Source organism: Nocardia sp. NPDC005746 (assembly GCF_040630785.1).
Lineage (GTDB): Bacteria > Actinomycetota > Actinomycetes > Mycobacteriales > Mycobacteriaceae > Nocardia.
Genome location: NZ_JBEXYE010000001.1, coordinates 580,362 through 603,890, shown reverse-complemented (window position 1 = coordinate 603,890; position 23,529 = coordinate 580,362). Strand labels below are relative to the sequence as shown.

The window sequence follows — 23,529 nt, the reverse complement described above, 5'->3', positions numbered from 1 at the left end:
TCATACGGGCGATCCGGCGCCCGGGGCGATCCGGTGGTTGATCGACTCCGGCACCCGGGTGCCCGCGTGCACGGCGTCGCGGAGCTGATTGATGTTCTCGCGCAGGGCGTCCGCGACCAGTTCGTCGGTGCGCGGATCGGCCAGCACCTGGAAGATGACCCGGAAACTGGCGTCCGCGATGCCGCGGATCATCTCCTCGTGGAACGGGATGTAGCGCACCTTGCCCAGCTGCGGATCGCTCCGGATCACCTCGACGATCATCTGATCGATCTCGGAGCGGTTCTCCTCCAGCGCGTTCGCGATATTGCGGGTGTAGTGGCCGGCACGCATCACCTCGCCGACCTCGTCGAGCACCCGGATGGTGAGCGGGCGTTCGATGGCCTCGACGATGGCCCCGATCGAGCGGCTCACCACGGCCGCGGTGATCCGGTCGCCGAAGGCGCGGTCGGCCACCCGGCCCAGCCGCACCACGATCACCACGATCCGCAGCAGCCGGAACCCGCGGAAGAACGGGCTGGTCACCGGAATCATGCCGAGGACCTCGTACCAGTAGATGAACGGGAACGTCCAGCTCCAGCCCTCCCGCCGCCAGCGCCACAGGAATTCGGCCAGGAAGACCGCGCAGATGCTGTAGTCCGCGATCCGGATCAACTGGTAGGTGTGGTCGGACACCGGGAAGAAGGTGATCCACGCGACCAGCACGACGGACACCACCGCGAGCGCGAGCATGAGGAAATCGCTCCACAGGGCCGGGGGCTTGTGCGGAAACTGATCGGCCTCCGGTGCGCTGAGCTCGGTCACGACGTCCCCTTCCTCCTCGAACGGTCGCCGCCAGCGTAGTCGGCGCAAACCCCCGGTGAGGCGGTGTTCCGCACAGCAGATTTCCCGCCGACCGGTCTTTCCCTATCGCAGCATTCCGCGCCGCAAGTTTGTCCACACCCCCCCTGGGCAACTGTGGACAACGGCGAAAAGCCCTCCGCCCGGCTACTTTCCGGCGCGGATGATCGCCTCGATATTGCGTTCGGCGATCGCGGTGATGGTGAGCGACGGGTTCACCGTGGCGGTGCTGCCCGGGATGGCCGCGCCGTCCATGACATACAGACCAGGATGGCCGACGACCCGCCCGTAGCCGTCGGTCGCCCGCCCGAGCACCGCGCCGCCCAGCGGGTGCGCGGTGAAGAAGCCCTGCGCGTCGAATCCGATGGCGGTGTAGTCCACCATCGCGCCGCTGGCCTGTCCCACCTTGTGATCCACCGCGCGGCAGGCGTCCACGATCCGGCCCTGCGCCTCGTGCGGCCAGGCCAGTCCCACGGCATTGCGGCCGCGGTCGTAGCCGAAGCGGGCGCGGGTCGGGTCCAGCACGATGCCCAGCGAGGCGATGGCGCCGGTGTCGATGGGAATGCCCGGCACGTACCAGTTCTCGAGGTGCAGCGGCATGCCCGCGTCGTCGAAGATGCGGCTGGCGCTGGGGACGCCGCCGCCGTTCATGGACGGGTAGCTGAAGCTGCGGGCCAGCACCACATCGCCGTTGGTGCCCCAGCCGTCGCCGACATGCTCGTTGAGGTTGGGCAGCGTGCCGGTGGCCTGCGCCCGCACCAGCAGTTCGGAGGTGCCGACCGAGCCCGCGCCCAGGAACAGCTTGTCGCAGGTGAGGGTGCGGGTGCGCAGCACCTGACCGGTCGGGGCCAGCTTGCTCACGGTGACAACGTATTTGCCGTTGGCGTCCTGGCCGATGGTGTCGACCCGGTGGCCCGGGAAGATGCCGGTGCGGCCGGTGCCCTCGGCGTAGCGCAGGTAGTTCTGGTTGAGATCGAACTTCGCGCCGTTGGAGTTGCCGAGATTGCTGTGCGCCGCGGTGGCCGAGGCGCGGCTGTTGCCCGCCAGCTCGGCGCGCACCACGTCCCAGTTGAAGATCGAGTCGTTGGCCTGCGGCGTGTACCCCGCGGCCCGCACCTGCTGGTCCCACACCCGCGAGTGCGCGAACGGCGCGGAGTCGTAGACGTCCTGGGGCATCGGGGACAGCCGCAGCATCTGCCGGACCCGGGGGTAGTACACCGAGTCCAGTTCGTCGAAGTTCACGACGCCGCCGAAGACGTGGTCGAACAGGTGCTTCGGCGGCGCGACCATGGCGCCGGTGAACACGATCGACCCGCCGCCCACCGCGGAGGCGCGCCACACGTCGATGCCGGGGTACTCGGTGACGTCCAGGACGCCGCCGAAGTCCGCGCACGGCACCGGGACCTTGGTGATGCCGGTGAAGCTGGTGCGATGCCAGAAGCCGCGACCGTCGGGCAGCTCGTCGCCGGTGAAGATCTCCCGCCACGGGTCGTTGGGCCAGCGGGAACCGCGTTCCAGCACGGTGTTCTGGATACCGGCCTCGGCCAGTCGCAGCGCGGTCACCGCGGCGCCGAATCCGGAGCCGATGACGATGGCCTCGGTGTGCTCGGGCGGATCCGGCAGTGGCGCAAAGATTTCCGGGACCCACGCCTCGAACAGCGCGTTCCACAACGGATTCGCGGACGCGGATCCGGCGCCGCGCGTAGCGGCACCCGTTCCGACGCCCGCCAACAGAGCCGCCAATCCGGCAGCCTTCAACATGGTGCGCCTACGCAACCGGTCACCTCCCTAATCACGCGTGACCGCGCGCGAGATTACCGGCCGTTCGCCATCGCCTCAACACCTTGGTGAGAGATCACCAACCGGACATTCAGGGCGGCTGTGCCGCGGCACAAGCCCCCGATCCCGTGGGCAGCGCCGAAATCAGCCCGCCATCAGGCCCGGAGGCGTTCCCGGCGGAGCTGATCGACCTCCGGAAGCTCCAGCGGCGGAAGCGAATCCACACCCAGCGCGCGGCCGAGCAGATAGTCGGCGAGCTCGGGATTGCGGGCCAGGGCGGGGCCGTGCATGTAGGTGCCGAGCACCGAACCTTGGATGACGCCCTCGAGCCCGTCCCCGACGCCGTTGCCGACGCCCTTGGTGACCCGGGCCAGCGGTTTGGCGTCGCCGCCGAGTTTGGTTCCGCCGCGATGGTTCTCGAAGCCGGTGAGCGGCTGGGACAGGCCGGGCACCAGCGGCTGGGTCGCGACCTCGCCGATGGCCCGCTTGTCCTGGGGTGCGGTGGTGACGTCGAACAGGCCCACGCCGTCGACACGTTCGCCCGACGACGTCTCGTACCAGTGGCCCAGGACCTGGATGGCCGCGCAGATGGCCAGCACCGGCGCACCCCGCCCAGCGGCCTCCTGGAGGCCCGGATAGCGCTGCAGATGGCGGGTGGCCAGCCGCTGGGCCGAGTCCTCCGCGCCACCGAGGGTGTAGAGGTCCAGGGAGTTGGGAACCGGCTCGGTGAGCGGGATCTCGACGATCTCGGCGTCATAGCCGCGCATGCGCAGCCGCTGGCGCAGCACCACGGCATTGCCGCCGTCGCCGTAGGTGCCCATCACGTCCGGGAGCACGAGCCCGATGCGGACGGTCGATTCTCGTGTCATGCTCTATCCTCTCGCGCCTTCGCGGGGCCCTCCATGGTTACACTGCGCTGCCGCCGCCGGGCCTGCCCGCTCATGCGCGGACGCCCGTCTTCTCTTCGAGGTCGCGATTCAGATCGCGGAACGCCGTGTAGTTGGCCAGCACCTCGACCCGCCCGGGCGGGCAGGAAGCGATGGCGCGCAAGGGATCCGCCACCGTGATGTGTTCGACGCCGGCGTAGGTGAGGCGCACCGCGAGGTCGGTGGCGCGCTCGCCGGCGGCCACCACCTGGGTGCCCTCGAAGTGCTCGAAGCGCACGTCCCACAGCCAGGACAGGTCCTCGCCGTCGGGCACCTGGCCGTTGACCGCGATCACCAGACCCGTTGCGGCCGGGTCGATCATGGACAGTGCTTCCTGCCAGCCCGCCGGGTTCTTGGCCAGCAGCATGCGGGTGCTGCGGCCGTCCACGTCGACGCTGCGGTAGCGGCCCGCGATCTCCTTCACGGTGCCGGTGGCCGCGGCGGCCACGGCCGGATCCGCGCCCAGCGCGACCGCGGCGGCCACCGCCTGGGCGGCATTGCCGCGGTTGGCGCGGCCCGGAAGGGCAAGGGAGAGGGGCAGTTCCAGGCCGTCGGGGCCGTGCAGGCCCGCTTCGTCGACCCGCCACCGCGGCTCCGGGCGCTGGAAGTCCGCGCCCGTGCTGTACCAGTGCTCGCCCTCCCACACGATGGGCTCGCCGCTGCGCGGGCAGCTGGTGGCATCCACGGCCCAGCCGCTGCCGGCCGAGACCCACACCACGTTCGGGTGGTCGTAGGCGATGGAGGTAACCAGTACGTCGTCGCAGTTGGCGACCAGTACGGCCGCGGGATGCCGGGCCATGCCCTCACGCAGGCGGCGCTCGATCATATTGATCTCGCCGACCCGGTCGAGCTGGTCGCGGGACAGGTTCAGGAGCACCACCACCGACGGGTTCAGGGCGTCGGCGACATGCGGCAGGTGCAGTTCGTCCACCTCGATGGCCGCGAGCGGGGCGGTGCGGTGCGCGGTGAGCGCGGCCACGATCCCGGCGTCCATGTTCGCGCCGTCGGCCTGAGTGGCGACCCGGCCCAGCGACTGCAGCGCGGCGGTGGTCATGCGGGTGGTGGTGGACTTGCCGTTGGTCCCGGTCACCAGCACCGTGCGCTTGCCGCGGCCGAGCTGCGTCATGAGCGAGGGATCGATCTTCAGCGCGATCAACCCGCCGATCATCGAGCCGTTGCCCCGCCCGGCCCGCCGCGAGGCCCACGACGCCGCCGTCGCCGCCCGCAGCGCCAGCTGTCCGCGCATCGAGATGTCTGCCACGACCGCGAGTTTATGGGGAACGGGGAAACGGCGTGCACGCGGTGTGGGGGGCCGCGCCGTGATCCGCGCCGCACTCAGCCGTTGTAGAGCTTCTTCTGGTAGCTGTCGACGCTGTAGTACTCCTCGAGCTGTTCGACGGTCTCGGGTGTGGTCGGCTGCACATCCTTGACCAGGCGCGCCGTGCCCGGCAACGTGTCGGCCGCCCACCGCTCCGGCCGCCAGAGGTCACTGCGCATGAACGCTTTGGCGCAGTGGAAGAAGATCTGCTCGATCGCGATCTCGATGGCGAGGATCGGGCGATGGCCTTTGACGATCATGTCGTCGAAATACGGTGCGTCCCGGAGCAATCGGGCGCGGCCGTTGATCCGCAGGGTGTCGTTGCGGCCCGGAATCATGAAGAGCACGCCCACATGCGGATTGCTCAGGATATTGAGGTATCCGTCGGCGCGCCGGTTGCCGGGCCGCTCCGGGATCGCGATGGTCTTGTCGTCGAGCACCTGCACGAATCCGACCGGATCGCCCTTCGGCGAGGCGTCGCAGGTGCCGTCCGCGGCGCTGGTGGCCAGCACCACGAACGGCGAGCGCGCGATCCACTCCCGGTCCCGCTCGTGCAGGGCGTGGCGGTCCTTGTTCCGCGGCCGCGGAGCGACCTCCCCGAGTAGTTCACGCAGTTCGACCGGGTCCGTGATCTCGCTCATGTCCCCGATTCAACGCCCGCCCGAGGCCCTCACACCAGCTCTTTTCCGCCGGTGTGAGGAATTCCCCTAGGCGTCGAACAGATTCGGCTGCCCGGCCGCGTACCGCTGCGTGTCCAGCTGCCGGAACGGCTCCAGTTCGGGGGCGCGGTAGAGCGTGAACAGCTTGCAGCGCGGCGCGTCCGAACCGGTCACGTCGAGCAGCTTGTTGACCGCGGCGCGGGCCGATTCCGAAGCACCCTCCATGGTGGCGAGGTCCACGTTGGTGCGTACGTAATCGCCCGCCAGATACAGGTTCTGGAGGCTGTCGGAATGCGAATCCGGGCGCAGCGCCAGCGAACCCGCGGTATTGATCAGCAGCGGGTCGGCATTGGTGTTGCGCTTCTGCGCGGCGTCCCACGCGATGCCGGTGTCGAGGAACCAGGAGTGCAGGTCGTCCTTGCGCAGCAGCTCGCCGCGGTCGTTGAGGTGCGCGTCGAGCTGCGCCCAGGTCTCGCGCGCGATCTCCTCGTGCGTGCACTCCTTGGCCGGTTTGCCGTAGAGGATGCCCGGGGTGTTCCAGTCGGAGATGTCGACCGACAGGCAGTCCTGCACGGTGCCGTCACCGAGACCGGTGACCGGGGTGCGATTCCAGAACTGGCCCTGTGCGATCGAGGTGAGCGACCACGGCGAGTCCACGTAGGCGACGTGGCCGCGCGCGATATCGGCGCGGCGGCGCAGGAAGAATTGGATACCGCTCATCCAGTCCACCGTGAGCTGGCTCATGCCCGCCAATTCCGGTCGCAGCGACAGGATCTCGGGCGTCCACAGGGTGCGGGCCACCTCGACCGGCAGCGCGCTCACGAAATGGTCGGCCTCGATTGTCTGGGCCGATCCCGACGAATCCACCATCCGCGCACCGGAAACGCGCGCCCCGTCCAGTTCCAGACCACGGATCTCGGCGTTGACGAAGGTGACGCCGAGTTCGCGCAGCCGGTTGACCCAGGGGTCGATCCAGGCCTCGTTGGTGGAGCCGTTCAGCAGCCGGTCGAGCGGGCCGTCATTGCCGGTCTCGAGCGGGTTGCCCAGGAACTGCTCGCCCATATTGCCGATGGTGCGGGTGCTGGCCTTGTCGTCCTTGGCGGCCACCAGCAGGGTGGTGAGCGTTCTGGACAGCAGCATGCGGAATTCGTTGGAGCGCTTGCCCGCACCGACGTAGTCCCGCCACGCCACGCTGTCCCACTGCCCATTGCGGCGCGCGTCGCAGCTGGTGTTGAAGACCAGCAGGCGGTTGGCGAAGTAGAGGGCGTCGGCGGTGCCCATATTGGTGGAGGTGGTGATCGCGGACCCGACTGTTTCGCGGAAGTTGTCGGGGGTGGACCACGGTTTCCCGGCCTTGCCCATCGGAATGATGGTGTCGTCGGTGCCCTTGCGCGAGAAGCGCGCCTCCGACGCCGCGACCAGGTTGTCCCATACACCATTGACATTGCCCGCGAACGGGATTCGCCGCATGGTGTCTGGAATGTGACGGTAGAAGCCGGGGAAGAAACGGAATCCGTGCTCACCCCACAGTTCCGGCTTCCCGTCCTTGCCGCTGCCCGGGACTGGGATGCTGCGCGCCTTGCCGCCGAGCGCCCGCCGTTCGTACAGGGTCACCTCGAAACCGCGTTCGGCCAGTTCGTGCGCCGCGGTCAGACCCGCGACACCGCCGCCCAGCACGGCTACCCGACGTCCTGCGGCCGCGTGGGCGGCGGCGGGACGGGCGGCCCCCGCCGCCACCGCTCCCGCCATCGCCCCGGCCGCCATTGCTCCACGCAGCACTGATCGCCGCGTGACGGACAAACGCTGTCCTGCCATACCCGTTACCTCCCACGCCTGGTCAGCATCCTATGGAGCTGTCGCAGACAGATGGTCGGTTGGGGTGGAAATTTTCATCCCGAAGGTACGGAATTTGGTCGAACAACAATTAACAAGACTGCTCAGCTAGGCCTCGACGAGCGCAGGGTCCTGAATTTGGCGGTGTGTCGGCTGGGCGTGTCGAATTGTCCCGGGCGTGGCGGCTTCCACCCCGACCGCCGGGACCCGGCGGCCCGCCGAGGTCGCGGTGAACGCGCCGGCGATCACGATCACCGCCCCGACCAGCGACAATGCCGACGGCGCCTCGTGCAGGAAGGCCCACGAGGCGGCGATCCCCACCACCGGTACAGCCAGCGACAGCGGCGCCACCGTGCTCGCCGGGTAGCGGCTCATCAGATACGTCCACAGACCCGAACCCGCGATGGTGCCCAGCGCCACGATGTAGGCCAGGGCCGCGAACGCGGGCCACCCGGTCGCCGAGAACGACGCGATCAGGTCGTTCCAGCCGGTGGTCGGCCCCTCGGTGAGCGCGGACAGCGCGAACATGGGGATCGGCGGCACCACGGCCATCCACAGCGTGAGGTGCAGCGGATTCACGTCCTCCGACGAGGCCGCGGCCAGCCGGGACCCGATATTGCCGAAGGCCCAGCCCAATCCGCCCAGCAGCGTCAGCAGCAGGGGCAACAGGGCCGCGTGGTGCGCCCGATCCCAGCCGATCACCGCCATTCCCGCCATGGCCACCGCGATCCCCGCCAACTGGACCCCCCGCAGCCGTTCCCGCAGGAACACCGCGCCCAGCAGCACCGTGAACGGCGCGGACGACTGCAGCACCAGCGAGGACAGCCCGGTCGGCATCCCCGTCCGCAGGGCCGTGAACAGGAAGGCGAACTGCAGGATCCCGAACCCGATCCCGTAGAGCAGCAACCACTTCCACGCCACCCGGGGCCGCGGCACGAACAGCAGCACCGGAATCGCGATGACGGCGAACCGCAGTCCCGCGAAGAAGAACGGCGGGAAGTGCTCCAGCCCGACGTGGATGGCGAGGAAGTTCAGGCCCCACAGCACCACGACGGCGAGTCCGAGCAGTCGATCGCGATTGGTCATGCCGAGAATATTGCTGGGGCTAATAAGTAAGGACAATCGAATAATTCTGTACTCACGATGTAGTAAAACTTAACTGTGCCGACCCCCGAACCACCCCGCCCCGACGGGCCCTTGATGTCGCTCGAACGGCTGCGGGTGCTGCGGGAACTGGCCGATCGCGGAACGGTTGCCGCGGTCGCCGAAGCCCTGTCCATGACCCCGTCCGCGGTCTCCCAGCAACTGAAGGTGCTGGCACGCGAGGCCGGGGTGCCGTTGCTCGAGCCGGACGGCCGGCGGGTGCGGCTCACCGATGCCGGTCGAGCACTGGTCGTGCGCGCGGACGAGGTGCTCGCGGCCATGGAACGCGCGGTCACCGAGATGGCCGAGTACCGCGGATCGCCGCGCGGGCGGGTCCGGGTGGCGCTCTTCCCGTCCGGGGCCGCACTGTTGCTGCCGCACGTGCTGGCCGAACTGGCGGGCGGCGGCGTGGACGTGGTGGCCAGCGACGAGGACGTGCCGCCCAGCGAGGTGCCGGGATTGCTGGCCGATTACGACGTGGTGCTGACCCACCGTGACGAGCGCGCGCCGTCGCTCGCCGGGCCGCGGGTGGCGTCGCGGGTCTTGATGCGCGAGCCCATCGACGTGGTGGTCGCGCCCGACCACCGGCTGGCCCGGCAGGGCGCGGTGGTGCCCGCGGAACTCGCCGACGAGACCTGGATCAGCGTGCGCACCGGCTTCCCGGTCGACGACGTGCTGCGCTCCATCGCCACCGTGACCGGCGTGCAACCGCGGATCGCACAGCGGCTCAACGAGTTCAGCGTGATCGAGGCGCTGGTGGCCACCGGGTACGGCGTCGCCCTCATGCCCCGCTACGCGGTCCGCCACCCGCACCTGGTGATGCTGCGCCTGGCCGGGGTGCGCGCCGCCCGCGTCTACGATCTGGCCACCCGCCCGCACGTCGAGCAGCGGCCCGCCGTCGCCATGGTGATCGCCGCCTTCCAGGCCGCCGCCCGGCACGCCACCACCTGACCCGCGCCGGGCGGCCGGATGGAATGTCAGCGGTTGACTTGGAGTGCGCTCCAAGTCCTACCGTGGCGCTCATGAGCATTCGACTCGGGTATCAGATGCCGAACTTCAGCTACGGGGTCGCGCCCCGGGACCTCTTCCCGGCGGTGGTGGCGCAGGCGCGCGAGGCCGAGGCGGCGGGCTTCGACGCGGCCTTCGTGATGGACCACTTCTACCAGTTGCCGCTCCTCGGAGCGCCCGAGGAACCGATGCTGGAGGCGTACGCCGCGCTGTCCGGTCTCGCGGCCTCGACCGAGCGAATCCAGTTGTCCGCCTTGGTGACCGGCAACACCTACCGCAACCCGGCGCTCACCGCCAAGACCGTCACCACCCTGGACGTGGTGAGCCGGGGGCGGGCCGTGCTCGGCATCGGCGCGGGCTGGTTCGAGCTCGAACACCGGGCCTACGGCTTCGATTTCGGCACCTTCACCGAGCGCTTCGAGAAGCTCGAGGAGGCCCTGGAGATCATCACGCCGATGCTGCGCGGCGAGCACTCCACCTTCGACGGCAAGTGGTACCGGACCAACAACGCCATGAACGAGCCGCGGGTGCGCGACGACCTGCCGATCCTGCTGGGCGGCGGCGGCGAGAAGAAGACCTTCGGGCTGGCGGCCCGGTTCGCCGACCACCTCAACATCATCTGCAATGCCTCCGAGCTGCCCCGCAAGCTGGACGCCCTGCACGCCCGTCTGGACGAGGCGGGCCGCGACCCGAAGACCCTGGAGACCAGCTTCCTGGCCTTCGTCATCGTCGACGAGGACGGCGATCGCGCCCGCAAGACCCAGGCCGAGATGCTGGCCCGCATCGGCATCACCGACCTGGGCGCGCTGCCCAACGAGGCGCTGCGCAACTCCCCGGCCGATCGCCAATTCGTCGGCACCCCCGACGAAGTGGCCGAGCAGATCCAGTCGCGGGTCCTCGATCACGGCATCGACGGCATCATCGTCAACCTGGTCACCAACGGGCACGAGGCGGGCACGGTCGAACTGGCCGGGCGCGCGCTCTCGCCCCTGGTCCAGGGCTGAATCACCGCACGGCACCGGATGGACGAAACCCCGCGGTTCTGTTGAACCGCGGGGTTTTTCGTTCGTCGAATCCCGCCGGAGCTCAGCCCTGTGGCGGGAAGCCGCCCGGCTGGAAACCACCCTGCGGCGGCATCCCACCCTGCTGCGGGGGCATACCGCCCTGCGGCGGCGGGAATCCACCCTGCGGCGGGAATCCACCCGGCTGGGGCGGGAAGCCCTGCGCGGCAGCCTGATAGCCGAAGTCGTCGGCCACCATGGCGGCCAGTTCCAGCAGCGCCCGGCGGGTGGGCTTGCCGACCAGTTCGAGGTCGATCTCCGCGCCCTCGGCCAGGTGGTCGTCGAACGGGACGACCTGCACGGCCCGGGTGCGATCCAGGAACAGCTTGCGCAGCTGGTCCAGGTCCACGGTCGAGGAGCCCTTGCGAGAGGCGTTGACCACCACCACGGTTCGCTCCACCAGCTTGTGGTAGCCGTGGTGGTCGAGCCAGTCCAGGGTGGCCGAGGCGCTGCGCGCGCCGTCGATGGCCGGGGAGGTGACCAGCACCAGCGAGCTCGCCATATCCAGTACGCCGGACATGGCCGAGTGCATCAGACCGGTGCCGCAGTCGGTCAGGATGATGTTGTAGAACTGCTGCAGGATGCCGATGGCCTTGCGGTAGTCCGCCTCCGAGAACGCCTCCGACACGGCCGGATCCTGTTCGGAGGCCAGCACTTCCAGTCGGCTCGGGGCCTGCGAGGTGTGCGCCCGCACATCGGAGTACCGGCTGATGTGCCCATCCTCCAGCAGGTTTCGCACCGTGGATCGGGTCTGCCGCGGCACCCGGTGCGCAAGCGTCCCGAGGTCGGGGTTGGCGTCGATGGCGATCACCCGGTCACCGCGCAGCGACGCGAAGGTGGAGCCCAAACCGACAGTGGTGGTGGTCTTTCCGACGCCGCCCTTGAGCGACAGGATGGCGATCCGGTAGTCCCCGCGCACCGGCTGGTTGACCCGGTCCACCAGCTGCCGGTACACCACGTCCGCGGCCGACTCGCCCGGATTGATGACGCCGCCGGACGCCTTGTGCACGGCGCGCCGCCAGCCGCTGCCCGGCGCGCGGCGGGCGCGCTTCAAGAGATTGAGGTCATTGACCGAATGTCCGGGCGGCGGCTGCTGCTGACCGTACTGCTGCCCGAACGAGCCCTGCTGCGGCGGAATCCCCTGCTGCTGCTGGGCATTCCAGCCCGGCTGGAAACCGACCTGCGGCTGCGGCTGCTGCGGCGGCGCGGCCGGGGGCGGCGACCAGCTGTAGATCGGCCCGCCCGGCTGATCGTTGGAGGGCGCGAACTGCCCCGGGTGGCCGGGACCGCCGAAGTGCCCCGGCTCCCCCGGTTCACCCGGCTGCTGCTCGGGGAACACTCGGCGCACCATGCCGTCGCTGCCGATCTCCTGCCGGACCTCACCGTAGGGCGTCTGCTCACGCACTTCGCCGATCGGCGGAAAACCGCCCGGCACAACGGGATTCGGCGGCGGGGCGAACTGCCCGGCATCGGGCGGCGGGAAGCCACCGGCGGGCGGGAATCCCGGCGGGCCGTACGGTCCGGGCCCACCCGGAGGGAACGGATTGTGGCCGTCGGCCGCGAAGGGATTGTGGCCGCCCGGCCCCTGGGGTCCCGGGAAGGGTCCGCCATTGCCGGGATACACCACGGTCTGGTCGATCGAATCCGGTACCGGCGGAAAGAATCCGGCCGCCTGCTCCTCGGAATCGGATTCCTTCGCCTCGGCGGGCCCACCCGCTTCCACCTCGTCGAGGATGTCTTCGACGTCCTCCGCCACGATCGGCTTCGAGGTCGAATTCTGATCTTTCGTAGTCACGTGTCCCCCATCTGCTCGACAGCTCGAACAGAGAGCTCGGCGCTATTGCGACCCAACGCTAGCATTGTTGACCCCCCCGGACGCGGCGAGCCCGCCTCGACGAAGTCGAGACGGGCTCTCCTACCTGCGTTTTCTCTCAGCCTCGAGGCTCAGGCCACTCAGGCCTTCCGGGCAGCGCGGTTGACCGCGGAGACCACCGCGCGCAGCGAGGCGGTCGTGATCGAGGTGGCGATGCCGACGCCCCAGGTGACCTGATCGCCGATGGCGCATTCGACGTAGGCCGCGGCCTGGGCGTCGTCGCCGGAGGACATGGCGTGCTCGCTGTAGTCCAGCACCCGCACGTCGTAGTCGATGGTGGCCAGCGCGTCGACGAAGGCGGCCAGCGGGCCGTTGCCCTCACCGGTGATGGCGTGCTCGACACCGTCGATCTTGACCACGGCCTCGATGTGGTCGACGCCGCCGTCGGTCTCGGACGCGGTCACCTTCTGGCGCATGCGCTCCAGCGGCAGGATCGGGGTCAGGTACTCCTCGGAGAAGACGTCCCACATCTCCTTCGGGGTGACCTCGCCGCCCTCGCCGTCGGTGATCCGCTGCACGGCCTGCGAGAACTCGATCTGCAGACGGCGCGGCAGCACCAGCCCGTGATCGGTCTTCATGATGTAGGCGACGCCGCCCTTGCCGGACTGCGAGTTCACCCGGATCACGGCCTCGTAGGTGCGGCCGACGTCCTTCGGGTCGATGGGCAGGTACGGAACCTCCCACACGATGTCGTCGACGTCCGCGCCCTGCGCGTCGGCGGCGGCCTTCATGGCGTCCAGGCCCTTGTTGATGGCGTCCTGGTGCGAACCGGAGAAAGCGGTGTAGACCAGGTCACCGCCGTAGGGGTGGCGCTCGGCGACGGGCAGCTGGTTGCAGTATTCGACCGTGCGGCGGATCTCGTCGATGTTCGAGAAGTCGATCTGCGGGTCCACGCCGCGGGAGAACATGTTCATGCCCAGCGTGACCAGGCAGACATTGCCGGTGCGCTCGCCATTGCCGAACAGGCAGCCCTCGATGCGGTCCGCGCCGGCCTGGTAACCCAGTTCGGCGGCGGCCACGGCGGTGCCGCGGTCGTTGTGCGGGTGCAGCGACAGCAGAATGGAGTCGCGGCGAGCCAGGTTGCGGTGCATCCACTCGATGGAGTCGGCGTAGACGTTGGGCGTCGCCATCTCCACCGTCGCGGGCAGGTTGATGATCAGCGGCTTCTCGGGAGTCGGCGCGATGATCTCGGAGACCGCGTCGCAGACCTCACGGGCGTAGTCCAGCTCGGTGCCGGTGTAGGACTCGGGGCTGTACTCGTAGCGCCAGTTGGTGTCCGGGTACCGCTTCTCCACCTCCAGGCACAGCGCGGCCGCGTCGGTGGCGATCTTCTTGACCGTGTCGCGGTCCGCGCGGAAGACCACACGGCGCTGCAGGATCGAGGTCGAGTTGTAGAAGTGGACGATCACGTTCGGGGCGCCGGCGCAGGCCTCGAAGGTGCGCTCGATCAGTTCCGGGCGGGACTGGGTCAGCACCTGGATGGTGACGTCGTCCGGTACCGCGCCGTCCTCGATGATCTCGCGGACGAAGTCGAAGTCGGTCTGCGAGGCGGACGGGAAGCCGACCTCGATCTCCTTGTAACCCATGCGCACCAGCAGGTCGAACATGCGGCGCTTGCGGGCGGGGCTCATCGGGTCGATCAGGGCCTGGTTGCCGTCGCGCAGGTCGACGGCACACCAGCCGGGCGCGCGGTCGATGATCTTGTCCGGCCAGGTGCGGTCGGGCAGCTCGACGGGCTCGACCTCCTCGGCGAAGGGCCGGTACCGGAATACCGGCATGGAGGAGTTCTTCTGCTTGTTCCAGGCCGGCTGGTCAGCGGGCGCGGGCTTGGACGGCGCGGTGATGATGCGCGTACCGGAAACGAAAGCATCAGCGGGTGACATGGCGATTTATCTCCGAGGTGTGGCTGGATCCCAGTTATTGGGTAGACCGGCACGGCAAATCCCCGCGGCGGGAGCCGGTCCGAATCAGACCCCGTCGCGGCGGCCGAGGAGAAGTGCCCGCTGCATGATGATCACGAGTTTACAGGGGTGCGATAGACGCCTGGAAGCAGGGGAGGCGGGGGCCACATCATCGAGTGTGTCACTCCGGGGCCGGGGGCGGGCCGACATCGGGCGAGATGGGGGCGACATCCGGCGTGACCGGGGCGACGTCGACCGAGACGGTGATGGTGGATTCGCGGGCGTCGGTATAGATGATGCCGCGCAGCGGGGGGACGTCGGCGTAGTCGCGGCCCCAGGCCACGGTGACATAGCGGTCGTCGGCGAATTGGTCGTTGGTCGGGTCGAAGCCGATCCACTGACCCGCGCCGCCCGGCAGCCAGACGTCGGCCCAGGCGTGGGTGGCGTCCGCGCCGACCATCCGTTCCTTGCCCGGGGGCGGGTCGGTGGAGAGGTAGCCGGAGACGTAGCGGGCGGCCAGGCCCTGGGAGCGCAGGCAGGCGATGCCGAGGCGGGCGAAGTCCTGGCAGACGCCGTGGCGTTCGGCGAAGACGTCGGCGACGCTGGTGCTGACCGTGGTGGAGCCGGATTGGTAGGCGAAGTCGGTGTGGATGCGGGTGGTCAGTTCTCGGACCGCGTCCAGCAGGGGACGGGCGGGCGGGAACGACTCGGCGGCGTAGGCGGCCACCTCGGGGGTGATCTCGGGCGGGGTCAGGTCCAGGGTGAATTCGACCGCGAGCGGGCCGTTTCCGGCGCCGGGGCGGGCTTGCTCCCAGGGTGGTTGCGCGGCGGGGACGGCGGGCGCGGCGACCTCGACCAGGGATTCGCCGGTGACCTCGAGGCGGCGGTGCCCGGCGGTGACGTGGAAATAGAGGGTGGTGTTGCCGTACACGTCCGCACCGACCGACCGGTCCGACGGCACCGGATCCACCCGCGTGTCATGGGCGAGCAGGCGCTGACCCGGGAACTCGCGCGGGGTGAGATACGCGCGGCCATAGGAACTGCTGACCACGTCGGAGTACTCGTAGACGGTGCGGTGCAGCACCCGGTAGCGGCGCATCAGCCCACCACCCGGGCGGTGCCCCACAGCGGCTGGATCTCCGAGGGCACCGACAGCCGGGTGGCCTCGAAGGATTCGGAGAGCTTGCGCAGCCGCAGGTGGACGCCGTCGAGCAGCTCGGCCAGCTCGGCGCGACGCCCTTCGGCGTCGACCGCCTCCAGGTCGGCCGGATCGACGCGGCGCAGCATGCGCCGGGCGTCGGCCAGGAGTCGTTGCGGGCGAGCGGATCCGGAGGCGCCGGGTAGCGCCTGGAAATCGTCGTCCAGGCGTTGCAGCTGGTAGGCCAGCGAGCGCGGATTGTGCTCGTCGAACAGCAGCAGGCCCGCGACGGCGGCGATGCGGACCGAATCGCGATGGCGGCGGCGGTAACTCACCGCGGAGACGGTGGCCTGGAGAACGGCGTCGGTGACCACTCGCCCGGCCTCGGGCGGATGGTCGCCGGTGAGCGCGGAGCTCATCAGCGCCGCCAGCGCGAGAGCGCGTTCCAGGCGGCGGCCGATGTCCATGACGCGCCAGCCGGTGTCACGCACCGTGGACTCGGCATCGATGCCGGTCAGCGACAGCAGCGCGGACAGGACGCGGGAGTGCACGGTGGACAGGGCCGCGCCCCGATCACCCAGTGCGTCACGGTATTCCGACAGGGCGCGGTCCAGGGAGCCCAGCACCATCCAGGTGTCGGGCGAGAGTTGATCGCGGACGGCGCGGGCGGCCTTGGCGTAGCGCTCCACGGAGAAGGCCACAGAACCGGTGACATCACGGCCGACGGTGAGCGAGACCAGGTAGTCGTGATCGCGGCGGGACGCGCCGGGCAGAGCGATCGGGACGGTCGGTTCGTCGGAGTACTCGCGGCGACGGGAGATCTGCGCTGCGCCCACGGGCGCGGGCAGGGACTGCGACTGTCCGGGAAATTCCGGTCCGGGCTGCCCGGCGGATCGCGGTGACGCCCCCGGACGCGCTCGCGACTTCGACGCCCCGGGACGCCGCCTGCCAGAGCGATCGGTCGAATCCTCGTGCACCGGCACCGGTTTGACGACGACTCGGGTTGGCGCGGGCAGCGCGGTACCGGTCATGCGGGCCAGCGCCGCCATCAGGATCGGCATGGCCTCCGCGCCTTCCATCCAGGGACGATAGCGGTAGTCCTGATGCCGGTCGTGAATGGCGGCGAGCAGGCGCACGGTGACCTCGGCGCGTTCGCCGTAGCGGCCCAGCCAGAACAAATCGTCGAGGACGCGCGGCGAGCTGACCACATCGACGGGGGCGACGGCCACCACCGGGCGTTCACGCTCCTCCGGCACCTCGACCGCGGGCACGGCCGGGACCTCCGCGGGCGTGGCCCGCACCCAGACGTCCTTGGCGGCGGCCTCCCCCACCATGCCGCCGGGACCCCCGCGCTGATGCAGCTGCCCCAATCCGCCTTGCATGACGCGGTATCCGACCCGTCCGGCCAGCGAGAACAACCGGACCGCGACGGGTGCGGCGACCAGTCCGCCCGAGCCGTCCACCGCCGGGGCGACGGAGAACCGGGCGGGTTCCTGCCCCACCCATTTCCAGCCCTCGGCCTCCACCCGGGCTCGCCACTGCGCGCGCTGGGCGGCGGTGAGGACAGGCCCGAAAACGGTGGCGTCGTCGACGGTGGAGCGCAGGATCAGCCGGTGCAGGTTGGCGGTCAGGTGGGAGCGTTCGGAATCATCACCACCCCAATAGGATTCGACACCCGGAAGGGTAAGTTCCTCGTCCAGGAGTCGTCGCGACAGCCGGGGCAGGAAGGGGGCCAGTCCCGGATTCTCCAGCAGTCCGCTGCCCAGGGTGTTGACGACCGTGACCGCCCCGCGGCGCAGCACTTCCACCAGCCCGACCACGCCCAGCCGCGAATCCGCGCGCAGGTCCAGCGGATCGGAGAATTCTGCGTCCACCCGGCGCAGCACCACGTCGACCCGTTTCAGGGTGCCCAGTGATCGCATCCACAGGCGGCCCTCGCGGACCACCAGGTCGGCGCTCTCGACCAGCGGGAAGCCCAGCACCGACGCCAGATACGCCTGATCGAAGGCGGTTTCGGAGTGCACGCCGGGGCTCAGCACCACAACCACGGGGTCCTCGTCGGCGGCACGGGGCGCGGCCTCGATGAGCATCAGCCGCATGGCCCGCACGAACGGGGTGAGCGGGCGCGGGCCGGCCAGTTCGAACGCCTCGGGGATGGCGGCGGACACGACGCGGCGGTCGGCCAGCGCGTAGCCCGCGCCGGACGGGGCCTGCGCCCAGTCGGCCAGCGCCCGGAAGCCGCCGTCGCTCCAGCGGCTGACATCGCAGGCGTGCAGGAACAGTTGATGCCGTCCCGGCAGCGAGATGCCGTGCGCGGCACGGACATACCCCCGGTTCGCGAAGACCAGCTGCGGCGGCAGCAGGCCCTCGATGAGGGTGCGGCGCGGGCCGTAGACGTCGGCGAGCACGGCATCCAGCAGTCGGGAGCGTTGCACCACGCCGGATTCCAGGGCCGCCCATTCGGTGTCGGAGAGCAGCAGCGGGATCGGGTCCAGCCGCCACGGCGAGGGGGTGGCGGGTTCGGCGGAGGCGGTCATTTCGGTATAGGTGATGCCGTCGTCCTCGACCAGCCGCCGGACCCGGGTGTCGATGCGGCGCAGCCCTTCCCGGCCCTGGTCCAGGACATCCGCGGACAGGTCGGCCCACATCCCGCGCAGACGGCCGTCCCGGTCGGCGAGTTCGTCGTAGTAACCGCCGGTGGCGAGGCCGCAGGCGTCGCGCGCGCCGGTGTCGGCCGCGGCGGCGCGGTAGTTCGCGAATTCCTCGAGCACTTCCCGGGAATTCGACAGGGCGGTCCACCGGTCGGGTTCTCCCGGCGTGGCGTCTCCGGGCGGCACCGCGTCGAGCACTGTCACCGCAACCACTTCCCCGGGTATGCCTATCGATCGCCGACGTTCGGGTGGGCCCGCGGACCGCCGGCCGTGCCCCACACGGTCCGCGCCCGGCGCAGATCGAGTATTCCGGGCGCGCCCACGTCCGTCGCCTGTATGGCCATTTTGGCACGCACGTCGGCCAGATCGACCGGACCCGGAGTGTGCCCGGTGGATTCGAAGCGCCGGTTGCGCCGCGATTGCGCCACCACCGCGTTCACCGGCGGCCCGGCGTAGAACATGCCGCCGGGATGGCTCACGTGATAGGTGCAGCCGCCGCGCGACAGTCCCGTCTCCAGGTCGAGCACGTCGAAAACCAGGGGCGCGTCCACGGTGAGGGTGGGGTGCAGGGATTCCGGCGGCTGCCAGGCCCGATACCGCACGCCCGCCACCTGCACGTCCGCCCGTCCGGCCGGGACCAGGGGCAGCGGGAAGCCATTGCAGGTCACCACGTATCGGTCCCGGTCGGCGCCGGTGACCCGCACCTGCAGCCGCTCCACCGACGAGTCCACGTACCGGGCGGTCCCGGACGCGGTGGTCTGTTCACCCAGGGTGTTCCACGGTTCGATCGCCCCGCGCAGTTCCACTTCCATATCCCCGAGTACCACCGTGCCGAAGCGGGGAAAACGAAACTCCGAGAACGGATCGAGCCAACTGGTCTCGAATTCGATACCGTGCGCCCGCAGATCGGCCGCCACATCGGCGATATCGGCCTGCAGGAAATGCGGCAGCAGATAGCGTCCGTGCAGATTCGCGCCGTGCCGGATGAGCGGGGCCGTGTGCGGATGCTCCCAGAACTGCAGTACCAGCGCCCGCACCAGCAGCGACTGCACCATGGCCAGCGTGCAGGTCGGTGAAGTCGGCGGGCACGAGGGGCCGTCCAGAGACGGGACGTCCTGGGCCAATTCGAAAACGGCGCGGGGCCAGGCGGTCTCGTGCACGAACGCGTCCTGCTGCCAGTTCACCCAGTGGTTTCCCGGCGTCACCCGCATCGAGTACGCCTCGATGGCGGTGCGGGTGTGCGGGGCGGGGCGTAGCCGGACCACGTGCGGGTGGACGCGCACGGGGCGGTCGAAGGAATAGGTGATGCGGTGTTCGAGGGAAACCTTGATCCCCATCCGTCCAGTTCACCACGGCGGACCCCCGGCACGCGGGAGTTCTTCCGACAGTTCGGACGACACGCGGTGTCCTCCCGCGCTTGTCGGTGGCGAGTGTTATCACCATAGGAACGGCTGAAGGAGGTTGCGGTGCATCCTGCGGGTTGCTCACTATGCGAATCGGCCCTCGATCACTGTCACGGGACATTGATCGTGCACGCCGCGGGTCCGGTGGAATGCACCGAATCCGAATGCTTCGACACCGATCGGGCCCGGCACCTGTTCGTGGCCGACTGCGGCGACGCGGCGGGCGGCTGCGCCTGCGCGGAGACCGGGCGGCGGACTCGCGCGGGCTAGCCACTAGCCTGGCCGGGTGAGCTACGACCTCGTTCTGCTGCCCTCCGGCGTCGCGTCCTCCCCCGCCGAGGTGGACGACCACCTGACCGGCCAGGAGGGCCGCCCGGCCGGTGAGGCGATCACCGGGATCGCGGCCGAGCTGGACAAACGCAATGCGGAGCTGCCCGAGGTCGACAGCTTCCTGGGCGCGCCCGCCGCCGACGGCGTGCTCGGTGACGCGCTGTTCGTGTCCACCCAGTACGACGCCATCGGGCACACCCGCTCGCTGCTGTTCGAGCTGGGCACGCCGCGCGGGTACGCGGTGTGGGATCCGCAGCTGTCGTGGCTGGCGGATCCGGCCGGATCAGTGGCCGCCGCGGTCACCCACGGCGGAGCCGGCGAATTTCCTTACCTGACAAAACAACTGGTGGACCTGTGGATTCCGGAGCTGGGCCAGCCCGGTCCCTATCTGATCGCGGAAACCGCCGATCAGGTCTATATCCAGACCTATCGCCACCCGGACGGGCATTACGACCTCGAATACCGCGACGGCTCGCCGGACAAGCATTTCGCCGCCACCGCGAGCGACCCGCGAATTGTCGCCGACCTGATCTGGAGCTGGGCGACCGGAGATCGTTCGGGATTCGATGCCCTGGACTGGCAGCGTCTAACGTTCTGACCAGAAATAACGGGAAGATTTCAATTTCCGGTTCCAACCCCCCACAATGTGCTGCGGGGGGCGGACGGAAAGCTAGCATTTCGCTAATTGCACGCGGTGTTCCAGATCGGCGCATTATCACCGAGGCGAGGAGCGAAAGATGAAGCTACGCCCGTCCCTGAAAACCGGGACCTTGCGTAAGGGCCTGGCACTTGTGGCGGGTTTGGCGGCCACCTTCGCCATTGCCGTGGCTTTACACGCCAGCGGCGCCGGCGCCGATATCCCCCGCAACGTGCAGCACATTCCATGCCCGCAGCCGGCGGCGCTGCCCGCACCGCCGACCTGGACCTGATCGACTCTCGGGGGTTCCCCCCGAAACCCCCGGACCGTCTATAGCGCGCGGCGGCCGGAAAGGGCGCGGCCCAGGGTCAATTCATCGGCGAATTCGAGATCGCCGCCCATGGGCAGCCCCGAGGCCAGACGCGTCACGCTCAGCCCCGGGAAGTCGCGCAGCATACGGACCAGATAGGTGGCCGTCGCCTCACCCTCGGTATTCGGGTCGGTGGCGATGATGACCTCCGACACGTCCACCCCGTCATCCTGATTTCCGATGCGGGTCAGCAATTCCCGGATACGCAACTGATCGGGGCCGACGCCCGAGAGCGGATCGAGTGCGCCGCCGAGCACGTGATAGCGGCCCCGGAATTCGCGGGTGCGCTCGATGGCCTGCACATCCTTGGGCTCCTCGACCACGCAGATCATGGTGCGATCGCGGCGCGGATCGGCGCAGATACGGCACAGTTCGCCGTCGGAGACGGTGCCGCAAACGTTGCAGAACCGCACCCCGTCGCGCACCTTCTGCAGGGCGGCTTGCAGCCGGTCGATCTCCGGCGGCTCCACCGACAGCAGATGGAAGGCGATGCGCTGCGCGCTCTTCGGGCCGACACCGGGCAGTTTGCCCAGTTCGTCGATGAGATCCTGAACCGGACCCTCGTACACCTACCCAGCCCCGCTCAGAGTCCGGGCAGCGCGCCGCCGAGACCGCCCGCGAGCGGGCCCAGCCGCTCGGCGGCCAGGTTCTGCGCGGTGTCCATGGCGTTGTTGAGCGCGCCGATGATCAGGTCCTGCAGGGTCTCCACATCCGAGGGGTCGACCACCTTGGGATCGATGGTCAGCGACAGCACCTCGCCGGTGGCGCGGATCTTGGCGCGTACCAGGCCGCCGCCGGCCTCGCCCTCGACCTCGGACTCCGCGATCTCCTGCTGCGCGGCCATCACCGCCTGCTGCATCTGCTGGGCCTGGGCCATCAACTGCTGGAAATCGAAACCTTCACCGGGCTGCACGGCGCGTCCTTCCTGGGGGATGGTGATCGCACCCCAGCCTAGTCGCCGACACGCGACGGTTCGCTTGACTCTCCCCTCGCTGGAGGGTGTTCGCTGAAAGCATGACGGCAACGGTTCCGATCGGTGAGTTCTCCCGGCTCACCTACCTGACCATCAAGACGCTGCGGTACTACCACGAGATCGAGCTGCTGGAGCCGGTCGCGGTGGACCCCGGCTCGGGCTACCGCTTCTACTCGACCGCCCAGGTGGATCAGGCGCACCTGATCAAGCGGCTGCGCGAGCTGAACATGCCGCTGCCGGAGATCAAGGCGGTGATGGCCGCCCCGGATCAGGTGGCGCGGGACGCGGCGATCCGCGCGCACCTCGAGCGGATGGAGGCCGAGCTGGTGCGCACCCGCGACGTGGTGGCCTCGCTCAAGGCGCTACTGCTGCCGTCGGACCGGATCAGCGTCGAATACCGTTCCATCACAAGCCATCCCGTGATCGCCATGTCCGCCGAGGTGGCGCGCGAGGACTGCGACCAGTGGTGCGACCACAGCTTCGGGACGCTCTACGGCAGCCTGGCCGCGGCCGATCTCGCACCCGCCGGGCCGGGTGGCGCCACCTACGCGCCCGCCTTCTTCGAGCACGACCGCGGCGAGGTGGTCACCTTCGTGCCCATCGAACCCCGGCACCGGGACCGCTTCGACCCCGGAACCGTCCTGGACCTGCCCGCCCGCCGCTTCGCCATCGCGGTGCACGCGGGCCCCTTCACCGAATTCGACCGCACCTACGGCGCGCTGGGCAGCCACGTCGCCGAACACGACATCGCGCTCGCCGAACCCGTGCGCGAGCTCTACCTGGTGGGTCCCGGCGACGCCGAACCCGCCGACTACCGCACCGAAGTCTGCTGGCCGATCGGCCGGCTCTGAAAAGGAGAGAAAACCATGGCACTGTCCCTCGGGAACATCACCTTCGACTGCGACAACGCCGCCGAGCTGGCGGGGTTCTACGCGCAGCTGTTCGAACGTCCCGTCGACGACGGCGCGACCGAATTCTTCGCCACCATCGACAATGGCGCCGCCACCCCGACGCTCATGTTCATCAAGGTGCCCGACAAGAACCCGGGCAAGAACGTGGTGCACCTGGACCTGCACTCACCCGACCAGCAGGCCGAGATCGCGAAGGCGGTCGCGCTCGGGGCCAAGCATCTCGCCGACTTCGACGAATACGGCGTGAAGTGGGCGACGCTGTCCGACCCCGAGGGCAACCTCTTCGATATCGCGCAGGATCAGCCGAACTAGGCCAGTTCCTTCTTCAGGTTCTCGAGCACCTCGGCCTGGATCTTCTTCAGGCCGAGGGGCGCGAAGATGCCCTCGAAGATCCCGCCGATGCCGCCCGCACCCTTCCAGGTGGTGCGCACGGTGACCAGCGAGCCGGAGCCCGAGGGGGTGACGGTCCAGGCGGTGACCATGGAGGAGTTCGAATCCCGTTCGGTCACCATGGAATCGGAGACCGAGACGGCCGCGCGCACATTGCGGGACCGCTTCTCGGTGGCCTGCAGCGTCCACTCCGCGACGGTGCCCGCGCCCTGGCCGCCCTCGACCACCTTGTAGTCGCGGTAGTGCGAGGAGAGGATCTTCGGCCGGACCGTTTCGTAGTCGGCGATCGCGTCGAGGGTTCGCTTCGGATCCGCCGCGACGACGATCGAACTGGAGGCGCTGACCTGTCCCACCATGTGCTCCTTAGTGATTGCGGGCTGACCGGCAC

22 protein-coding genes and 1 pseudogene are annotated in these 23,529 nt (G+C 69.3%); 7 read left to right on the top strand and 16 right to left on the bottom strand.

Annotated elements, in window-relative coordinates; all coding sequences use genetic code 11:
- The 7 genes from ABZ412_RS02720 to ABZ412_RS02690 all read right to left on the bottom strand — a co-directional run bounded on the left by ABZ412_RS02720 (position 1) and on the right by ABZ412_RS02690 (position 8,438).
- Entirely contained in the window at positions 1 to 801 is an 801-nt protein-coding gene (locus ABZ412_RS02720; protein ID WP_357275437.1) for an ion transporter, read from the bottom strand.
- Positions 802 to 984: 183 nt separating this feature from the next.
- Complete coding sequence (locus ABZ412_RS02715) at positions 985 to 2,613, bottom strand: GMC oxidoreductase (protein ID WP_357275435.1); 1,629 nt, start codon at positions 2,611 to 2,613, stop codon at positions 985 to 987.
- 158 nt (positions 2,614 to 2,771) lie between these two features.
- On the bottom strand, positions 2,772 to 3,485 hold the full coding sequence (locus ABZ412_RS02710) for a glutamine amidotransferase (protein ID WP_357275433.1): 714 nt from the start codon (positions 3,483 to 3,485) through the stop codon (positions 2,772 to 2,774).
- A 70-nt stretch (positions 3,486 to 3,555) separates the two neighbouring features.
- The gene (locus tag ABZ412_RS02705; RefSeq protein WP_357275941.1) at positions 3,556 to 4,788 is read right to left on the bottom strand and encodes a MurT ligase domain-containing protein; all 1,233 of its coding nucleotides are present in this window, start codon (positions 4,786 to 4,788) and stop codon (positions 3,556 to 3,558) included.
- 89 nt (positions 4,789 to 4,877) lie between these two features.
- Positions 4,878 to 5,501 carry a pyridoxamine 5'-phosphate oxidase family protein gene (locus tag ABZ412_RS02700; RefSeq protein ID WP_357275430.1) on the bottom strand — a complete coding sequence of 208 codons (624 nt, stop codon included), beginning with the start codon at positions 5,499 to 5,501 and terminating at the stop codon, positions 4,878 to 4,880.
- A gap of 66 nt (positions 5,502 to 5,567) precedes the next feature.
- Positions 5,568 to 7,334, bottom strand: a complete 1,767-nt coding sequence (locus tag ABZ412_RS02695; protein ID WP_357275428.1) for an FAD-dependent oxidoreductase — start codon at positions 7,332 to 7,334, stop codon at positions 5,568 to 5,570.
- Positions 7,335 to 7,460: 126 nt separating this feature from the next.
- Positions 7,461 to 8,438 carry an EamA family transporter gene (locus ABZ412_RS02690; RefSeq protein WP_357275426.1) on the bottom strand — a complete coding sequence of 326 codons (978 nt, stop codon included), beginning with the start codon at positions 8,436 to 8,438 and terminating at the stop codon, positions 7,461 to 7,463.
- 114 nt (positions 8,439 to 8,552) lie between these two features.
- Between ABZ412_RS02690 and ABZ412_RS02685 the strand changes: the two genes are divergently transcribed.
- Together ABZ412_RS02685 and ABZ412_RS02680 are read left to right on the top strand one after the other, a co-directional pair.
- Positions 8,553 to 9,446 carry a LysR family transcriptional regulator gene (locus tag ABZ412_RS02685; protein ID WP_357275938.1) on the top strand — a complete coding sequence of 298 codons (894 nt, stop codon included), beginning with the start codon at positions 8,553 to 8,555 and terminating at the stop codon, positions 9,444 to 9,446.
- Between the two features lie 71 nt (positions 9,447 to 9,517).
- Positions 9,518 to 10,507, top strand: a complete 990-nt coding sequence (locus tag ABZ412_RS02680; RefSeq protein WP_357275424.1) for an LLM class F420-dependent oxidoreductase — start codon at positions 9,518 to 9,520, stop codon at positions 10,505 to 10,507.
- An 82-nt stretch (positions 10,508 to 10,589) separates the two neighbouring features.
- On the opposite strand, the gene ABZ412_RS02675 is transcribed toward ABZ412_RS02680, so the two are convergent.
- The 6 genes and pseudogenes from ABZ412_RS02675 to ABZ412_RS02650 form a co-directional block, all read right to left on the bottom strand.
- Positions 10,590 to 12,359: a MinD/ParA family protein gene (locus ABZ412_RS02675; RefSeq protein ID WP_357275422.1), complete on the bottom strand. Its 1,770-nt coding sequence runs from the start codon at positions 12,357 to 12,359 to the stop codon at positions 10,590 to 10,592.
- A gap of 158 nt (positions 12,360 to 12,517) precedes the next feature.
- Positions 12,518 to 14,320 (bottom strand): 2-isopropylmalate synthase, encoded by a 1,803-nt coding sequence (gene leuA / locus ABZ412_RS02670; RefSeq protein WP_357275419.1) that lies wholly within the window; start codon positions 14,318 to 14,320, stop codon positions 12,518 to 12,520.
- 199 nt (positions 14,321 to 14,519) lie between these two features.
- Positions 14,520 to 15,437, bottom strand: a complete 918-nt coding sequence (locus ABZ412_RS02665) for a transglutaminase family protein (protein ID WP_357275417.1) — start codon at positions 15,435 to 15,437, stop codon at positions 14,520 to 14,522.
- The gene (locus ABZ412_RS02660) at positions 15,437 to 18,331 is read right to left on the bottom strand and encodes a circularly permuted type 2 ATP-grasp protein (protein WP_357275415.1); all 2,895 of its coding nucleotides are present in this window, start codon (positions 18,329 to 18,331) and stop codon (positions 15,437 to 15,439) included. Before ABZ412_RS02660 ends, ABZ412_RS02665 begins: the two co-directional genes overlap by 1 nt.
- 23 nt (positions 18,332 to 18,354) lie before the next feature.
- Positions 18,355 to 19,287, bottom strand: a complete 933-nt coding sequence (locus ABZ412_RS02655; protein ID WP_357275936.1) for a transglutaminase family protein — start codon at positions 19,285 to 19,287, stop codon at positions 18,355 to 18,357.
- Positions 19,288 to 19,464, bottom strand: a pseudogene (locus ABZ412_RS02650) (transglutaminase N-terminal domain-containing protein); the annotation flags it as partial.
- A gap of 129 nt (positions 19,465 to 19,593) precedes the next feature.
- Here ABZ412_RS02650 and ABZ412_RS02645 point away from each other — a divergent pair.
- The 3 genes from ABZ412_RS02645 (at position 19,594) to ABZ412_RS02635 (ending at position 20,789) form a co-directional block, all read left to right on the top strand.
- Positions 19,594 to 19,800 (top strand): hypothetical protein, encoded by a 207-nt coding sequence (locus tag ABZ412_RS02645; RefSeq protein ID WP_357275413.1) that lies wholly within the window; start codon positions 19,594 to 19,596, stop codon positions 19,798 to 19,800.
- A gap of 16 nt (positions 19,801 to 19,816) precedes the next feature.
- Positions 19,817 to 20,458, top strand: a complete 642-nt coding sequence (locus ABZ412_RS02640) for a hypothetical protein (RefSeq protein ID WP_357275410.1) — start codon at positions 19,817 to 19,819, stop codon at positions 20,456 to 20,458.
- A gap of 139 nt (positions 20,459 to 20,597) precedes the next feature.
- A complete protein-coding gene (locus ABZ412_RS02635; RefSeq protein ID WP_357275408.1) occupies positions 20,598 to 20,789 on the top strand; it encodes a hypothetical protein in 192 nt (63 codons plus the stop codon).
- 38 nt (positions 20,790 to 20,827) lie between these two features.
- On the opposite strand, the gene recR is transcribed toward ABZ412_RS02635, so the two are convergent.
- Positions 20,828 to 21,436 (bottom strand): recombination mediator RecR, encoded by a 609-nt coding sequence (recR, locus tag ABZ412_RS02630; protein WP_357275406.1) that lies wholly within the window; start codon positions 21,434 to 21,436, stop codon positions 20,828 to 20,830.
- A 14-nt stretch (positions 21,437 to 21,450) separates the two neighbouring features.
- Entirely contained in the window at positions 21,451 to 21,780 is a 330-nt protein-coding gene (locus ABZ412_RS02625) for a YbaB/EbfC family nucleoid-associated protein (RefSeq protein ID WP_357275404.1), read from the bottom strand.
- 101 nt (positions 21,781 to 21,881) lie between these two features.
- On the opposite strand from ABZ412_RS02625, the gene ABZ412_RS02620 reads away from it, so the two are divergent.
- The gene (locus tag ABZ412_RS02620; RefSeq protein WP_357275402.1) at positions 21,882 to 22,691 is read left to right on the top strand and encodes a MerR family transcriptional regulator; all 810 of its coding nucleotides are present in this window, start codon (positions 21,882 to 21,884) and stop codon (positions 22,689 to 22,691) included.
- A gap of 15 nt (positions 22,692 to 22,706) precedes the next feature.
- Positions 22,707 to 23,063: a VOC family protein gene (locus tag ABZ412_RS02615; protein ID WP_357275400.1), complete on the top strand. Its 357-nt coding sequence runs from the start codon at positions 22,707 to 22,709 to the stop codon at positions 23,061 to 23,063.
- Here ABZ412_RS02615 and ABZ412_RS02610 read toward each other — a convergent pair.
- Positions 23,060 to 23,494, bottom strand: a complete 435-nt coding sequence (locus ABZ412_RS02610; RefSeq protein ID WP_357275397.1) for an SRPBCC family protein — start codon at positions 23,492 to 23,494, stop codon at positions 23,060 to 23,062. The two genes, ABZ412_RS02615 and ABZ412_RS02610, sit on opposite strands and share 4 nt — an antisense overlap.
- Positions 23,495 to 23,529 lie beyond the last annotated feature (35 nt).

Coding starts and splice junctions, on each gene's coding strand:
- leuA (WP_357275419.1), bottom strand. CDS start 14,320: ATGTCACCCGCTGATGCTTTCGTTTCCGGTACGCGCATCATCACCGCG.
- ABZ412_RS02700 (WP_357275430.1), bottom strand. CDS start 5,501: ATGAGCGAGATCACGGACCCGGTCGAACTGCGTGAACTACTCGGGGAG.
- ABZ412_RS02690 (WP_357275426.1), bottom strand. CDS start 8,438: ATGACCAATCGCGATCGACTGCTCGGACTCGCCGTCGTGGTGCTGTGG.
- ABZ412_RS02705 (WP_357275941.1), bottom strand. CDS start 4,788: ATGCGCGGACAGCTGGCGCTGCGGGCGGCGACGGCGGCGTCGTGGGCC.
- ABZ412_RS02635 (WP_357275408.1), top strand. CDS start 20,598: ATGAAGCTACGCCCGTCCCTGAAAACCGGGACCTTGCGTAAGGGCCTG.
- ABZ412_RS02620 (WP_357275402.1), top strand. CDS start 21,882: ATGACGGCAACGGTTCCGATCGGTGAGTTCTCCCGGCTCACCTACCTG.
- ABZ412_RS02695 (WP_357275428.1), bottom strand. CDS start 7,334: ATGGCAGGACAGCGTTTGTCCGTCACGCGGCGATCAGTGCTGCGTGGA.
- ABZ412_RS02680 (WP_357275424.1), top strand. CDS start 9,518: ATGAGCATTCGACTCGGGTATCAGATGCCGAACTTCAGCTACGGGGTC.
- ABZ412_RS02685 (WP_357275938.1), top strand. CDS start 8,553: ATGTCGCTCGAACGGCTGCGGGTGCTGCGGGAACTGGCCGATCGCGGA.
- ABZ412_RS02665 (WP_357275417.1), bottom strand. CDS start 15,437: ATGCGCCGCTACCGGGTGCTGCACCGCACCGTCTACGAGTACTCCGAC.
- ABZ412_RS02710 (WP_357275433.1), bottom strand. CDS start 3,485: ATGACACGAGAATCGACCGTCCGCATCGGGCTCGTGCTCCCGGACGTG.
- ABZ412_RS02615 (WP_357275400.1), top strand. CDS start 22,707: ATGGCACTGTCCCTCGGGAACATCACCTTCGACTGCGACAACGCCGCC.